At 64.3% G+C, this 15,555-nt stretch carries 10 protein-coding genes, 1 pseudogene and 2 CRISPR repeat arrays; of the genes and pseudogenes, 6 read left to right on the top strand and 5 right to left on the bottom strand.

Annotation, left to right across the window (positions count from 1 at the left end):
- Position 1 precedes the first annotated feature (1 nt).
- The 6 genes from cas7e to G7067_RS03890 all read left to right on the top strand — a co-directional run bounded on the left by cas7e (position 2) and on the right by G7067_RS03890 (position 12,170).
- Positions 2-1,138: a type I-E CRISPR-associated protein Cas7/Cse4/CasC gene (cas7e, locus tag G7067_RS03915; RefSeq protein ID WP_166322139.1), complete on the top strand. Its 1,137-nt coding sequence runs from the start codon at positions 2-4 to the stop codon at positions 1,136-1,138.
- Positions 1,139-1,140: 2 nt separating this feature from the next.
- Entirely contained in the window at positions 1,141-1,908 is a 768-nt protein-coding gene (cas5e, locus tag G7067_RS03910; RefSeq protein WP_166322137.1) for a type I-E CRISPR-associated protein Cas5/CasD, read from the top strand.
- A complete protein-coding gene (gene cas6e / locus G7067_RS03905) occupies positions 1,909-2,583 on the top strand; it encodes a type I-E CRISPR-associated protein Cas6/Cse3/CasE (RefSeq protein ID WP_166322135.1) in 675 nt (224 codons plus the stop codon).
- An 8-nt stretch (positions 2,584-2,591) separates the two neighbouring features.
- On the top strand, positions 2,592-3,575 hold the full coding sequence (gene cas1e / locus G7067_RS03900) for a type I-E CRISPR-associated endonuclease Cas1e (protein WP_166322133.1): 984 nt from the start codon (positions 2,592-2,594) through the stop codon (positions 3,573-3,575).
- Complete coding sequence (gene cas2e / locus G7067_RS03895) at positions 3,575-3,913, top strand: type I-E CRISPR-associated endoribonuclease Cas2e (RefSeq protein ID WP_166322131.1); 339 nt, start codon at positions 3,575-3,577, stop codon at positions 3,911-3,913. Before cas1e ends, cas2e begins: the two co-directional genes overlap by 1 nt.
- Positions 3,914-4,092: 179 nt before the next feature.
- A CRISPR array of direct repeats spans positions 4,093-8,514; the repeat unit is 29 nt; unit sequence GTGCTCCCCGCGCGAGCGGGGATGATCCC.
- 91 nt (positions 8,515-8,605) lie between these two features.
- Positions 8,606-10,770: a CRISPR direct-repeat array (repeat unit 29 nt; unit sequence GTGCTCCCCGCGCGAGCGGGGATGATCCC).
- A gap of 71 nt (positions 10,771-10,841) precedes the next feature.
- Positions 10,842-12,170 carry an isochorismate synthase gene (locus G7067_RS03890; protein WP_166322129.1) on the top strand — a complete coding sequence of 443 codons (1,329 nt, stop codon included), beginning with the start codon at positions 10,842-10,844 and terminating at the stop codon, positions 12,168-12,170.
- 55 nt (positions 12,171-12,225) lie between these two features.
- Here the strand turns inward: G7067_RS03890 and G7067_RS14830 are convergent, their stop codons facing one another.
- The 5 genes and pseudogenes from G7067_RS14830 to G7067_RS03865 form a co-directional block, all read right to left on the bottom strand.
- Positions 12,226-12,645 carry a TAXI family TRAP transporter solute-binding subunit gene (locus tag G7067_RS14830; RefSeq protein ID WP_341872865.1) on the bottom strand — a complete coding sequence of 140 codons (420 nt, stop codon included), beginning with the start codon at positions 12,643-12,645 and terminating at the stop codon, positions 12,226-12,228.
- 86 nt (positions 12,646-12,731) lie between these two features.
- Positions 12,732-12,962 (bottom strand): annotated as a pseudogene (locus G7067_RS15140) (TAXI family TRAP transporter solute-binding subunit); the annotation flags it as partial.
- Positions 12,962-13,243 (bottom strand): hypothetical protein, encoded by a 282-nt coding sequence (locus G7067_RS03875; RefSeq protein ID WP_166322123.1) that lies wholly within the window; start codon positions 13,241-13,243, stop codon positions 12,962-12,964. The pseudogene G7067_RS15140 and the gene G7067_RS03875, both read right to left, overlap by 1 nt.
- Positions 13,244-13,254: 11 nt before the next feature.
- Positions 13,255-14,766, bottom strand: coding sequence for a HAMP domain-containing sensor histidine kinase (locus G7067_RS03870; RefSeq protein WP_166322121.1), 1,512 nt, complete (start codon positions 14,764-14,766; stop codon positions 13,255-13,257).
- A gap of 2 nt (positions 14,767-14,768) precedes the next feature.
- Positions 14,769-15,446, bottom strand: a complete 678-nt coding sequence (locus G7067_RS03865) for a response regulator transcription factor (RefSeq protein WP_166322119.1) — start codon at positions 15,444-15,446, stop codon at positions 14,769-14,771.
- Positions 15,447-15,555: the final 109 nt, after the last annotated feature.

Raw genomic sequence — 15,555 nt, 5'->3', positions numbered from 1 at the left:
CATGACCACATCAGCACCCAAAACATTCATCGACATTCACGTTCTACAGACCGTTCCCCCGTCTTGCATCAACCGAGACGACACCGGTTCGCCCAAATCAGCGATCTACGGCGGCGTCGCCCGCGCCCGCGTCTCGAGCCAGGCTTGGAAGCGCGCGACACGCACCGAATTCAACAATCACCTCGACGTCACCGAACTCGGCGAGCGTACTGTGCGTGTAGTTGAACGAATCGCGAAACGCATCACCGAGCTTGATGCTTCAATCGAGGCCAACCAGGCAACCGAACTCGCCACCGATGTGCTCAAAGAGACCGGCATCAAGGTCAAGATCGAGAAGAAGAAAGACGAAGAAACTGAGGATCGACACACGGGCTACCTCATATTCCTTTCACGCGCGCAGATCAACGCACTCGCCGAGATCGGGGTTGCCGTTGCTGGTGGCGAGAAACTCGACAAGAAGGCTGCAAAGAAAGCCTTCGCAGACGAAAACTCAATTGACGTCGCGCTTTTCGGTCGCATGATCGCCGACGCTCCCGATCTCAACGTCGACGCCGCCTGCCAGGTCAGCCACGCTATTTCCGTTCACGCCGCGTCACCCGAGTTCGATTACTTCACCGCGGTCGATGACAACAGCCCGGAAGACAACGCAGGCGCAGGCATGATCGGCACCGTCGGCTTCGTGTCTTCAACGCTCTACCGCTACGCAACCATCGACGCGCAGCGCCTCACCGAGAACCTGGGTTCGTCAGAAGCCGCAATCCGCGCCATCGAAGCGTTCATGCGTGCGTTCGTCACCAGCATGCCAACCGGCAAGCAGAACACCTTCGCGAACCGCACCCGCCCCGGCGTTGTCCTCGTCGAGGTGCGTGAAGACCAGCCAGTGAACCTTGCCGGTGCCTTCGAAAAACCCGTCACAGCCGACGGCGGCGTACTGCAACTCGCAGCCGCGAAGCTCGCAGAGCTCGCCGTCTCAGAAGACGCGGCGTTTGGTACGGCACCCGTCGCCAGCGGGGTACTCGTGACTGATCCCGAGACACGAGACAGCCTTGCCAAGCTCACAGGCCGCGCACCCGAGATGCCACTGGATGAGCTTGTCACCCTCGTTAGCACCGCCGTCGCACCACGGCTGGAGCACTAGGCATGAGCAGCCTACTTCTCGACCTGTCTGGGCCTCTGCAATCTTGGGGCAACGACAGCCGATTTGTGCGGCGCGAAACCAAGACGATGCCAAGCAAGAGCGGTATCGTCGGGCTGCTCGCTGCAGCCCTCGGACGGCGCCGCACCGACCCTGTCGAAGATCTCGTCGCCCTGCGGTTCGGGGTGCGCCAAGACCAACAGGGCAAGCTGGTGCGTGACTTTCAGACCGAAATCGACTACCACTCCGGACCAAATCCGCAGTCAAAGGCGCTCACCTACCGCTACTACCTCGCAGACGCCCGTTACCTCGCGGTCGTTGAAGCCGAACGGTCACTTCTTGAGGGGCTCGCCGAGGCGATCCAATCGCCGGTCTTTCCGCTGTATCTCGGCCGCCGCGCCTGCCCACCAACCGGGCGCATCGTGCGCGGCATTGAAGAGGCACCGCTCGAAGACGTGCTGCAGTCATCTCCGTGGCTCGCAGCCGAGTGGTATCGGCAGAAGCAGCCGCGCCAAGTGCAACTGATGTGGTCGCGCGACGCCGACCCCGGCGAGCCTGCGCATGAAACACTGCGTGACCTGCCACGCAGTTTCGACCCGCGGCACCGCGACTACGGCCTGCGCGGGGTCGTGCACGGATGGACCCAGGTGGCTAACCCTGACGGGCGCAGCCAATTTGGCGCCGATGATTCGAGCCATGACGTCGAAGATCCGCGCACCAAACCAACCACCCCCGACCACGACCCGATGGCGGCCCTTGGAGGTGAAGCCTAAGTGTTTCTGACACGCATGTTTCTCAACCCGCGACGACGGCAAGCAATGCGGTTTCAGCAGGATCCGCAAGCGATGCACGCTGCGGTCGAATCGTCATTTCCGCCAGACCCCGGCGGCACAAACCCACGAACGCTGTGGCGGCTTGAGTCAGAAGGCAGCACCCTCAGGCTGTTTCTGCTGAGCGAACGGGTACCGTCTCTTGAGCACCTGCAAGAGCAGGCTGGATGGATGAACGAAGTGACCTGGGAGTCACGCCCCTACGACTCGTTGCTTGCGCGCTTGCAACTCGGGCAGCAATACGGGTTTCGCGTGACCGCGAACCCGGTGCACACCGTGACTGGTAAGAACGGCCAGAAGCGCAAGCTCGCGCACGTGACCGTCGCGCAACAGGCGAAGTGGTTGGCGGATCGCGCCGACCTGCTTGGCGTGCGGTTTTTGCGCGGTGACGGCGAGGCTTTGGAAGGCGAAGCTACGGAAGCGATTCTCGTGAGTAACCGTGAGACATTGCGCTTTCACCGCGGTGAGCAACGGGTGACACTTGCCCGCGCACAGTTCGATGGGCTACTCGAAGTGTCTGACGTGTCAAAGTTGCAAACGGCACTCGTGGCTGGCATTGGTCGCGGCAAAGCCTACGGGTGCGGGCTACTCACGCTCGCACCACACAGTCCGGGCTAGGCGCTATTGTGTCGATCCCTGGTGTCAAACCGTCAACGCCATCGGAGCTTGGGCGCGTCGATGATCGCATCACGTTCGTCTATCTTGAACACGCGGTCATCGCGCGCGACGCCAACGCGCTCACAGCTACCAGTGACGACGGCATTATCCACATACCAAGCGCTGGTTTGCTAGTACTGATGCTCGGTCCAGGCACAAAGGTCACACATCAAGCGATGACCGTGCTTGCCGACAGCGGTGCCGCGATCGTGTGGGTGGGTGAACAAGGAGTGCGCTACTACGCCGGCGGACGACCATTGGCGCGCTCCACCCGCCTGCTCGAGAAGCAAGCCAAGATCGTCTCAAACTCCAAACAACGCATTGCAGTGGCACGCGAAATGTATCTGATGCGTTTCACCGATGAAGACGTGGCGGGTCTCAGTATGCAGCAACTTCGCGGACGTGAGGGAGCGCGGGTGCGCAACGTATATCGAGAGCAGTCTCGGGTGACCGGGGTGCCTTGGAACAGGCGCGAGTATGAAGTCGACGACTTCGACGCGAGCGACCTCATCAACCAGGCGCTGTCCGCCGCAAATTCGTGCCTCTACGGGGTCGTTCACGCTGCCGTCGTTGCGCTGGGGTGCTCTGCAGGTCTCGGCATCGTACACACCGGCCACGACCGCAGTTTCGTCTACGACATCGCCGACCTCTACAAAGCAGAAACATCAATACCTGTTGCGTTCGAGTGCGTCGCTATTGCTCGAGGAGCTGAGACTGAAGTGTCTGGATCCGAACTGAGTAGCATGGTGCGTCGTCGAATGCGGGACGCATTCGTGCAGCTGCGTATCGTTGAACGGATCGTCACCGATATCAAGCGATTGTTCGCTGAAGGTGACAACAGTTCGGACAACAACGAGGGAAGTAATGATACCTACGACGAAGTACGTCTGTGGGATGCCCGTGGAAGCCTACCGAGCGGGCAAAACTATGAAGACGATGAGCGCGGCTTCTAATGGTAATCATTGTCTTGACCGCTTGCCCGCAGGGGCTGCGCGGACATCTCACCCGTTGGTTGTTCGAAATCAGCGCAGGCGTCTTCGTCGGTCGGCTAAACCCCAAACTACGCGAGCACGTCTGGGGACTCGTCGAAGAAGCAGAGAGTGGTAAGGCGCTCATGGTGTACCCCGATCGCAAGGCTGAACAAGGCTTCAGCTTTGAGGTCATTGGACACGATTGGACCCCCGTCGACCGCGACAGTGTAACCCTGATGATGCGACCCGCAGCGCCCGGCCGCACCTCACTCAAGAAGGGATGGTCGACAGCCTCTCGACTACGAAGGGCAAGACGATGAAAATGCACGGCTACAGCGCCAGAAGCGGCAGAGACCAAGCGACCTGCAACGTCGTCCGATCGCGCCTCGTGATCGGGCGCTACAGCCTTATCCAGGAGAGGTACACAACAGAGTCGACACAAGCTACGCAAGTCAGTCTAAACTGCGGCGCTACCGACTAGAATCGCTGATCAGGAAGTGTGCTCCCCGCGCGAGCGGGGATGATCCCACGCGCCGTCGTATCTCGATCCAGCCGCCGCAGTGCTCCCCGCGCGAGCGGGGATGATCCCTAATGCCGCCGATGTATGCGGTGTACGACTTCGTGCTCCCCGCGCGAGCGGGGATGATCCCGAAACTCTAACTCCACCTCTCGTGGCAACTCAGTGCTCCCCGCGCGAGCGGGGATGATCCCGATTCATGCTCTGAATGCTGCCGGTAACTCGGGTGCTCCCCGCGCGAGCGGGGATGATCCCACGACACCCACCGCAGCATCATCGTTACCGCGGTGCTCCCCGCGCGAGCGGGGATGATCCCTGATCCGCCGCCGACGCAGAACGCAGCAACGCGTGCTCCCCGCGCGAGCGGGGATGATCCCCAGGGACACAGTGCCCCGTACTTCTCTTCGTAGTGCTCCCCGCGCGAGCGGGGATGATCCCCACAGCCAGAAAGAGCGGGTTAGAAGTTAGAAGTGCTCCCCGCGCGAGCGGGGATGATCCCCGCCTGCTCAGCCCAATCCCGCATCGCCGTAAGTGCTCCCCGCGCGAGCGGGGATGATCCCGAAGGAACCAGACCAATGACCATCACCGGAAAGTGCTCCCCGCGCGAGCGGGGATGATCCCGAATACCATCCATGAATTGCGTCGGCTATCTCGTGCTCCCCGCGCGAGCGGGGATGATCCCTCGACGCCGATAAACCCGTCTCCCCGGTCGTTGTGCTCCCCGCGCGAGCGGGGATGATCCGTCTCGCGAAATGACCGGGCTTGGTCAGTACGAGTGCTCCCCGCGCGAGCGGGGATGATCCCGTGTGCATCAGGAACTGATCGTCGCAGTTAAGGTGCTCCCCGCGCGAGCGGGGATGATCCCCACGGTCCGGGCTTGATGCCTTTTGTGCGCTTGTGCTCCCCGCGCGAGCGGGGATGATCCCTGTACGCGCGCCTGCGCTACGACATAGTGACGGTGCTCCCCGCGCGAGCGGGGATGATCCCTACCGGCGAGTTCGCGCAGCACGTACTGGAACGTGCTCCCCGCGCGAGCGGGGATGATCCCGCCAGTACCTCGTGCGCTGACCTCGCCACCGTGTGCTCCCCGCGCGAGCGGGGATGATCCCGGGCCACGGCCTGCCCTGCGTAGGCGTGCAAGGTGCTCCCCGCGCGAGCGGGGATGATCCCATGGCACGCGCATGGGTCGAAGACAGATGGGTGTGCTCCCCGCGCGAGCGGGGATGATCCCAACACGGGTAGGCGGACGATCAACACTCTCAGGTGCTCCCCGCGCGAGCGGGGATGATCCGTACTTGAGTGGATCTGTCGCGACTGTCACCGCGTGCTCCCCGCGCGAGCGGGGATGATCCCGCCTCAGCAGCAGGCACAAACAACTTGCCCTTGTGCTCCCCGCGCGAGCGGGGATGATCCCTGACGCTCGACATCGAGAGCTTTGCTCAGGATGTGCTCCCCGCGCGAGCGGGGATGATCCCAGGGGAACTTTTGCGCGTGTTGTCGCGCAGACGTGCTCCCCGCGCGAGCGGGGATGATCCCGGTGCACGCTTCCCACGAGACACCGTGAGATTGTGCTCCCCGCGCGAGCGGGGATGATCCCATGGATCGTGTAATCTCCATGCTTGCGTTGCGGTGCTCCCCGCGCGAGCGGGGATGATCCCTCGAGACACGTTTCCGCAGCAACACCGGGACTGTGCTCCCCGCGCGAGCGGGGATGATCCCTTTGCAGGCGATTCGAGAATCAGTTTCGCGCCGTGCTCCCCGCGCGAGCGGGGATGATCCCGCGATCCCCGTAGGTGTCGTCCTCATCATGCGGTGCTCCCCGCGCGAGCGGGGATGATCCGCCTCGACATCGCGCTCCACGACTACAAGCGGCGTGCTCCCCGCGCGAGCGGGGATGATCCCTAGACGCAAGAAGGATGCAACTTTCGACCACAGTGCTCCCCGCGCGAGCGGGGATGATCCCCGCTGTAGACCACGGCCCGCGTGGTGCCGCGGGTGCTCCCCGCGCGAGCGGGGATGATCCCGGCCCCCTAAACACGAATGCCCCCTAAAGTGGGTGCTCCCCGCGCGAGCGGGGATGATCCTGATGTAAGTGAGTGCGGCACCGCCAACAACAGGTGCTCCCCGCGCGAGCGGGGATGATCCGGATCCTTTGCGTACTGTCGAATTGCCGTTCTGGTGCTCCCCGCGCGAGCGGGGATGATCCCGATGCGGCGTTGCATCGCGATTTCTTCGCGCCGTGCTCCCCGCGCGAGCGGGGATGATCCCACACGACGTATACGGACGATGGTGGCCTGAAACGTGCTCCCCGCGCGAGCGGGGATGATCCCAATTTACAGAAGAACGCAGGAGCCTGACCCAAGTGCTCCCCGCGCGAGCGGGGATGATCCCTCCTTGAGCCTGTCGAGCCGGAGCGCCAGGGAGTGCTCCCCGCGCGAGCGGGGATGATCCTTCCATGCACTCACGGCATGACCTCCCATGCTGGTGCTCCCCGCGCGAGCGGGGATGATCCCAATTATCGAACCTTGGCTAGGTGCGACCGCGAGTGCTCCCCGCGCGAGCGGGGATGATCCCCAGGCAACCTTGATAAGGCAGGTGAACCTTGGGTGCTCCCCGCGCGAGCGGGGATGATCCCTCCGGGTGCTGTGCGTCACGGATATAGGCAACGTGCTCCCCGCGCGAGCGGGGATGATCCGTACCAAGGAGCCTGACCCAAAGCTTGAGGGCAGTGCTCCCCGCGCGAGCGGGGATGATCCCGCGACGAGGCACAGGCCCAGATCGCGGCGTTCGTGCTCCCCGCGCGAGCGGGGATGATCCCACCAAGCATGTTGGCAACTTCACGCGGCGAGAGTGCTCCCCGCGCGAGCGGGGATGATCCCTATACGGGTAGCCGCCTTGACGGTGTGATGCGGTGCTCCCCGCGCGAGCGGGGATGATCCCCCGTTCGCCCTCATACGCGGCAGCACCGTGTTGTGCTCCCCGCGCGAGCGGGGATGATCCCGGGAGTTCCTTCCCCGCGTTTTCGAGTGTCCAGTGCTCCCCGCGCGAGCGGGGATGATCCCGGACACCTCTGACTTGCCGGGCCGCTCGAAGAGTGCTCCCCGCGCGAGCGGGGATGATCCCGACGGCTACGGTGCAGAGGTGCTTGATCCACTGTGCTCCCCGCGCGAGCGGGGATGATCCCGTCGGATCCAGTGGATACGTGTTGATGCGTCAGTGCTCCCCGCGCGAGCGGGGATGATCCCCAGCGCCCCCGCAAAATGGAGTTGACGGTGCCGTGCTCCCCGCGCGAGCGGGGATGATCCCCAGGGACACAGTGCCCCGTACTTCTCTTCGTAGTGCTCCCCGCGCGAGCGGGGATGATCCCAACTGGTGGGCTGACATGTTCACCCGTTCTGTGTGCTCCCCGCGCGAGCGGGGATGATCCCATGTCTTACGACCGCGTACCCATGGTCTGCGGGTGCTCCCCGCGCGAGCGGGGATGATCCCTGTGGTCAGCCAGTAGTGCTGGGCCTACACTTGTGCTCCCCGCGCGAGCGGGGATGATCCCCTGTTGAGTTCACGAGCTGCACGTTCAAACTGGTGCTCCCCGCGCGAGCGGGGATGATCCCGAGATCCACACCACCGCTCAGCGATGGGCGCAGTGCTCCCCGCGCGAGCGGGGATGATCCCTCGAGCCGGTTTATCTCGATCAGCGGAGTATCGTGCTCCCCGCGCGAGCGGGGATGATCCCTTATGGACGCGGCTGAGCATGTCTATCGGGCCGTGCTCCCCGCGCGAGCGGGGATGATCCCGCGTCCTCTACAGGATCGTCTTCGTTATCTTCGTGCTCCCCGCGCGAGCGGGGATGATCCCAGGTCCCGCTTGCTCTTGCAGTCGTTGAGATCGTGCTCCCCGCGCGAGCGGGGATGATCCCGCGACAGTGCGCTACTCGCACGCATCGCAGTCGTGCTCCCCGCGCGAGCGGGGATGATCCCGGGTGGGGGACCGGCGCGGAGCAGATTAACGAGTGCTCCCCGCGCGAGCGGGGATGATCCCCGGGGAATGGCGCTACCGGCCACACTCAGCGCGTGCTCCCCGCGCGAGCGGGGATGATCCCTCACGCAGCTCGCCTTCGGTGTTTTCCTTCTCGTGCTCCCCGCGCGAGCGGGGATGATCCCGATAGCCGCTTCGTCGCCGTGCTCGGCGCGGTGTGCTCCCCGCGCGAGCGGGGATGATCCCCGGTTCGACAACGACCGGGGAGACGGGTTTATGTGCTCCCCGCGCGAGCGGGGATGATCCCGGGCGGCAGATATGGGCGACTGGAGCGAGGAGGTGCTCCCCGCGCGAGCGGGGATGATCCCGGCTGGCTTATCGGGCATCCATGAAAGCAAAGGTGCTCCCCGCGCGAGCGGGGATGATCCCATCATCCACATCTACCTCGTGGTATACCGCCCGTGCTCCCCGCGCGAGCGGGATGATCCCACCAATGCGGTGCCTGGACTTGGCGCTCTCCCGTGCTCCCCGCGCGAGCGGGGATGATCCCTCGTATACGCGGGCGCGATCCGCACCCGCAATGTGCTCCCCGCGCGAGCGGGGATGATCCCGAGGGCGCGCCAACCCGGCAGGCGGCACGCCCGTGCTCCCCGCGCGAGCGGGGATGATCCCACCCACCACGTCAACCTCAGGATTCGTCACCGGTGCTCCCCGCGCGAGCGGGGATGATCCCAACACCTTCGGCGCATCAGCCACAACCTTCGCGTGCTCCCCGCGCGAGCGGGGATGATCGTGGATTCGCTGGTGCCTGCGGCTCAGCGTCCGCGTGCTCCCCGCGCGAGCGGGGATGATCCCCACTGAGAGCCGAACCCGCTGCCGGGCGACGAGTGCTCCCCGCGCGAGCGGGGATGATCCCCCGCCGCCACCCGATAGCCTCCCTGTCGCCCTGTGCTCCCCGCGCGAGCGGGGATGATCCCAAACTCGCGCCAATCCTCATCCGGGATCGGAAGTGCTCCCCGCGCGAGCGGGGATGATCCCGCAACATCACCGGCACGCGGTGACGCGCTGGCGTGCTCCCCGCGCGAGCGGGGATGATCCCGTTCACAAACTGCCTCGTCCCACGATGAGACTGTGCTCCCCGCGCGAGCGGGGATGATCCCTCACGGTGTCGGGTGTGCCTGGTACTGGGTCGGTGCTCCCCGCGCGAGCGGGGATGATCCCGGGCATCAATCGAATCTTCTGCAATCTGCTCAGTGCTCCCCGCGCGAGCGGGGATGATCCGGACTATGGCGGGAAGATTCTCGCGTCCGAGTGGTGCTCCCCGCGCGAGCGGGGATGATCCCCGATAACGCAAAGGCCGCCGTCTCTTTCGAGGTGCTCCCCGCGCGAGCGGGGATGATCCCTGGCACACCCCTGGAGGACTAAACACATGAAAGTGCTCCCCGCGCGAGCGGGGATGATCCCTGACGCCGCTACTACACCGGCATCATGCTCCAGTGCTCCCCGCGCGAGCGGGGATGATCCCCCGAGCTGAGCACGGTTCGTATCGAGCGCCCGGTGCTCCCCGCGCGAGCGGGGATGATCCTTGGTAGAGCACTGTAATCTCTGAACCTCTTGACGTGCTCCCCGCGCGAGCGGGGATGATCCCCAAAGCCCCACCGCCAGCTAGCCCGACAAGAGGTGCTCCCCGCGCGAGCGGGGATGATCCCTGGGTGACACTCACCCGCGCCGCCGAACAAGCGTGCTCCCCGCGCGAGCGGGGATGATCCCACCCAATCGTCACTCTCGGTGTAGCGTGCGAGGTGCTCCCCGCGCGAGCGGGGATGATCCCCCAGTCAGTACAGGCAGCACCGAAGCGCCGACGTGCTCCCCGCGCGAGCGGGGATGATCCCTGCACCTCATCCATCACACACGCCTCCCAACAGTGCTCCCCGCGCGAGCGGGGATGATCCACCGTGTCCCTGCTTACCGTGCTCCGGCAGACGGTGCTCCCCGCGCGAGCGGGGATGATCCCGAAGCCAGACCTCCAACACCAATGAGTGCTCCGTGCTCCCCGCGCGAGCGGGGATGATCCGTTGGCTGAGTAGCTGGACGGGGAAGGACCATCGTGCTCCCCGCACGAGCGGGGATGATCCCGGTAAAGTTCTCGATCCCGAGACGTACGCTGTGTGCTCCCCGCGCGAGCGGGGATGATCCCAATACCGGCGACAACATACGCCACGCTTTCGGGTGCTCCCCGCGCGAGCGGGGATGATCCCGGCTCAGAGTACCGGCCATTCGTCCCTAACGCGTGCTCTCCGCGCGAGCGGGGATGATCCCTCACGCCAAACCTCATCAACCGTGCGATGGTCGTGCTCCCCGCGCGAGCGGGGATGATCCCAAATCAAGCGCCGCCTTGTTGACCGTGAGATTGTGCTCCCCGCGCGAGCGGGGATGATCCCAAGCGGACGATCCAGACAAAACACAAGATCCAGTGCTCCCCGCGCGAGCGGGGATGATCCCACGAGGTCGAACAACAGGGAACCGCGCTCGCGGTGTTCCCCGCGCGAGCGGGGATGATCCCTGTCGAGATCGCCACAGATGTGAGTGCGACCCGTGCTCCCCGCGCAAGCGGGGATGATCCCCGGGACGGAACCTTCGTCGTCACGACCGGAGCGTGCTCCCCGCGCGAGCGGGGATGATCCTGGCTGAGAAACTCCTTCGCGGGAGCAAGCCCCCTCCACACCCCACCCAGCCCAACGCGGTAGATTATTGGTGTGACACGCGAACCCCTGGTGCCGAAACTCAAGGCGGTCACCAGATCCCTCACCGAGGCCCCCGATCTGGTGGCGCTGGCCGATCCGGAGCACCCGCTGCTGTGGATCCGTGGGGATCGCGGCTGCGTCGGGATCGGGGAGACGCTGCGACTCACCTTCAAGGGCCCGGATCGATTCACTGACGCAGCGAAAAAATGGCGGGCGATCGCCAAGAACGCGCGTATCGACGACACCGTGCAGATGCCAGGATCCGGACTGATGGCGCTCGGCACCTTCGCCTTCGCCGATCACAGTGGACACGAGAGCGTGCTGATCGTCCCGCGCATCCTCGTCGCCCGTCATCGCGAGGCCTACTGGCTCACGACGATCACCGACATCACCGAAACCACCGACATCACGGAGACCCCCGAAGCGGCCACAGCAGGCAACAGTCCGGAAACTACGGCGAACCCCGCGATCCTCACCCCCGAAGCGCCAAGACCCTGGCAAGGCATCACCTTCACAGAATCCACACAAAGCCCCATCGATGCCTACCTCGCGGGCGTCCGCAAAGCCACCGAAACGATCAACAAAGGCGAGGCCGAAAAAATTGTGCTCGCCCGCCAAATCGAAAGCACGATCGCAAAAGACGCAGACCTCCGCACCCCCCTCTCGCGCCTCGCGGATCGCTACCTCGACTGCTGGACCTTCGCCGTCGACGGCCTCATCGGCGCGAGCCCCGAAACGCTCATCAGGGCAACTGACGGCGCCGTCTCCGCGCGCGTGCTCGCCGGCACTCGCGGCCGCCACCCCGAATCTGAGCAGCGCGACGCACAGGCCCGCGATGAACTCCTCACCAGTTCCAAGGAGCAGCACGAGCACGCCTTCGCGGTGCAGAGTGTGGTCACCGCCCTCTCCCCCTACGTGAACGAGCTGCACACGAGCGAAGAACCGTTCCCGCTGCAGCTCCCCAATGTCTGGCACCTCGCCACCGACCTCGGGGCGACGCTCAAGGAACACAGCTCCGCGCTCGAACTCGTCGGCGCGATCCACCCCAGCGCCGCGATCGCGGGCACCCCCACCGCCGCAGCGGTCGCCGCGATCAAAGAGATTGAGCCCTTCGACCGTGGCCGCTATTCTGGGGCGGTCGGCTGGATCGACGCCGACGGCGACGGCGAGTGGGTCATTGCGCTGCGGTGCGCTCAGCTAGATCCTGCAGACCATAGAAACAGCAGTCGCAGGATCATCGCGAGCGCGGGTGGCGGGATCGTCGCGGGATCGGATCCCGAACACGAACTTCGCGAAACCGTCTCCAAGTTTCGCCCTATCACCGAGGCGTTTGGCGAGTAAAACGCTCTCGGATCATAAGGGCGGGTCGGGATCGCGCGGCCCGACGAGCCCGTCCCTACCCGTAAAGTTCGCGGTAGCGATCCCGAGCCGCGGGATGCAGCGGCACCGTACCGGTGTCGATCAGGCTCACCGGGGTCAGAAACTGCGCCCCCACCGATCCCTTCGGCACGAGCCCACGCGCATCAAACACGAGCGCATCAACGATGAGCTTGACGACATCATCAGCTAGCTTAGAACTCGCGAGCAGCAGGTTGGGTATCCCGAGCGTCGGCGTTGGCACCGCCGAGCCGTAAACCTTCGCCGGAATGGTCGATTCGAGGTAGACGAGCGGATACTCCGCTTCAAGCAGCCCGGCCACGTCCGACAAGTCGAGCAGGCGCAGCGGCACCTCCGCGCTGAACTCCTCAATCTTGGGAGTCGAGACCCCTCCTGACCAAAACATCGCGTCAATGCGCCCCGCTCGCAGCTCTCGCAAGCCGTCTCCCAGACCGTACTCGACGCGGCGAGGCCCCCTTCAGCCTCACTGAGTCCGGAGAGGTCGAGCACTCGACGCGTCGTAAACGAACTCCCCGAGCCACTTGCCCCCGTTGAAACGACCTTGCCGCGTAGCTCCGAAATTTCACTCAGCGGCCCATCAGCCAGCACGGCGCACTGCAAATAGTTTTGGTAGACCCGCCCAATCGCCACGTTCGTGCCGGTCGCACTGCCCCCATCAGCAAGACGCCCTTTCTCGTGCTCCCTCACAGTGTCAGCCAGCGCAATCGCGAGGTCCACCTCCCCTGTCTGCAGCATCAGCAGATTCTCGGCGCTTCCATTGGTGACGAGCGGCTCAAGCTTTGCCTCAACATCGGCAGCAAACCAGCCCCGCTGCTCAGCGCACGTTGATCAACCGCGGCGCTCAGCAACTCACCAAACTGGAGATAGATGCCTCCCGCTTCACCGCACGCCATCTTCAGGTGCTGCGGATCCGAGGCAGCGCAGCCCGCAAGCATCGGGATCGCCCCCGCGGCTACCCCACCGGCGATCCCGCGAAACAACCCCCTGCGGGTGACAAGCCCCAAGCCCGCGCTCACGCGAACTTCCCTCATAGCGCCCCCATCTCGATTCGCGTGCGCAAGCCGCCCTCTGGCGCGCGATCCACTCTGACCGTCGACTCATTCCCACACGCAAGCTGGCTAAGGATTGCGTGCCCAAGCCCCGTGCCCGGCTGATCCCGGTGTTGCACCGCTCGCCAGAACCGCGCGCCGATCTGTTCAAGGTCGCCATCGCTGAGACCCGGTCCAGAATCCGAAACCTGCAGGATCACCCGATCCTGCTCCCGGCACAGTGCGACGCGCACGACCGAACCCGATCCCGCGTACTTTCCTGCATTGTCAAGCAGGATCTCGACCATCTCTTCCAAGTCACTCAGGTTGCACGCGGCTCTCACCGGCTCTGTCTCACCGGCCAGCTCGAGGCGAACACCCGCCGCGGCGAGTGCGCTGCGGTGCGGTTCAACCAGTGTCGCAGCAGAAACGAAACTCTCCTCGGGCGGGGTGGCGCCGGATCCGCGGCCCGCCCCGTCGAGAAATCCGCTGCCCCCGCCGAGACCGGCCCGGGGCTCCGCAAGCTCGGGCACTTCACTCTGCCTCCGGCTCGCACGATGCTCCGCGTGAGCAAACTTCAGCATGCGCTCAAGCGTGCCCTCGAGCCGGTCAAGATCGTGCGTGACCGCAGCAATATCCTCAGCGGCCTCTCCACTCGCTTCTCCCGGCAGACCTTTGCTTCCCTCGCCAGCACCGTGAGTGGCAAGCGCATCAATGCGAAGACGGATCGCCGCCAACGGGTTACGCAGTTGATGTGAGGCATCGGCGATAAGGCCGCGTTGTTGATCAAGGGCAGCCTCAACGTTTTGCGCCATCCGTTCGAACGAGGTGGCAAGCCTGCGCAGCTCAGGAGGACCGGTTACACCGGCCGACTCGACTCTTCGCTGCTCCGCAAGTGCGTTCGCTGCGGTATCGAGCACTCGCACGGGGCGAAGCACCCAACGTGTCCACACCGCGCCAAGCACCAACAAACCGGCAATCAACAGCGACCCAACGCTGCCGAGTTGCACCCAGCCCCAAGCAACATCTTGGCGGGCCTGTTCCTGCGAGATTCCAATCGCCACAACACCGGCCGAGACATTCCCGTCAGTCTTCAGCGGGCGCGCCGCGACAACCCAAGCATCGCTCCACGGGTAGACCGTCGGCAGTTCAAGCTGCGGGATCCCGCGCAGCGCATCACTCACAACTCTGTCTGTCGCGTCTCCCTCAGGGATCTGCCCGATTGATGTCACCTTTGCGCCGGTACCATCGGCAACCATTACGGGCTCCCGGTAAGTGTCGTAGAAACGCTCAAGGTAGCGATCCAGTACCGCCAGGTTGGTGCCGGATCCTGAGCCTACGTTTGACACCGCAGCAAAAGAGCGCTGCACGATCTGGTCAAAGGCTTCGACACGCTGCCGCTCCAGCTGTTGGGTGCGCTGCTGCGCAATTGTAAGCGCGGCTGGAACCACCAGCGCCCCAATTGCGACGAGCCCAAAGACGAGTAGCGGAACCAGTAGCCGCAGCTTCACGCTTAGCGCTCCGGGGCAGGCTGCACGGCTTCCGCCTGCTCCAGGCGAAAACCAAAGCCGCGGATCGTCACAATGCTCAGCATCGGTAGCTTGTTGCGGATCTGCGCGAGGTGCACGTCGAAGGTGCGCGATTCAGCTGGATAATCGTCACCCCACACCCGCGCAACTAGGTGCTCTCGACTTACCGCGGATCCCGCCTTGCGTGCGAGCTCAGCAACGAGCGCAAATTCGGTGGGGGTCAGTCTCACCTCTTCACCTTGAACGCTCACGCGCTGTGCTTCAGGGTCGATGCGAAGATCCCCGATCACCAACTGCTTTGAGACCTCGCGCGCGTAGCGACGAGTCACCGCAGAGATACGGGCGAGCAACTCGTGCAGGCGCAGCGGTTTCACTAGATAGTCATCGGCTCCGAGACGCAGCGCTTGCACGGTCGAGCGTTCATCGTCTCGCGCAGTCACCACGATGACCGGCAAGTCACTGTGCTCGCGCAAAATGCGGAGCACCTCGATGCCGTCCATGTCTTCAAGTCCAAGATCAAGCATCAACAGCTCGAAGTCTCGATACCGCTCAAGAACTTCGGCGCCGCGCGCCACACGCGTGCAACTATACCCGGCTCTTGTGAGCGCGCCGGAGAGTGCGGCCGCGACCGACGGGTCGTCTTCGGCGACTAAGACACGCATGTAATCATGTTAGCCCTACCGGTCAATGCGATCTCGGCGAAGGTAAAGAGAATGTTAAGGGCTCGGGCACACTTTCATTCCGCGAAGAATACTGGGAAGCCAGCACACA

Origin of the sequence: Leucobacter insecticola (assembly GCF_011382965.1) — a bacterium.
GTDB classification, from domain to species: domain Bacteria; phylum Actinomycetota; class Actinomycetes; order Actinomycetales; family Microbacteriaceae; genus Leucobacter; species Leucobacter insecticola.
The sequence above is the reverse complement of the archived record's forward strand: the minus strand, read 5'-3'. Positions and strand labels throughout refer to the sequence as shown.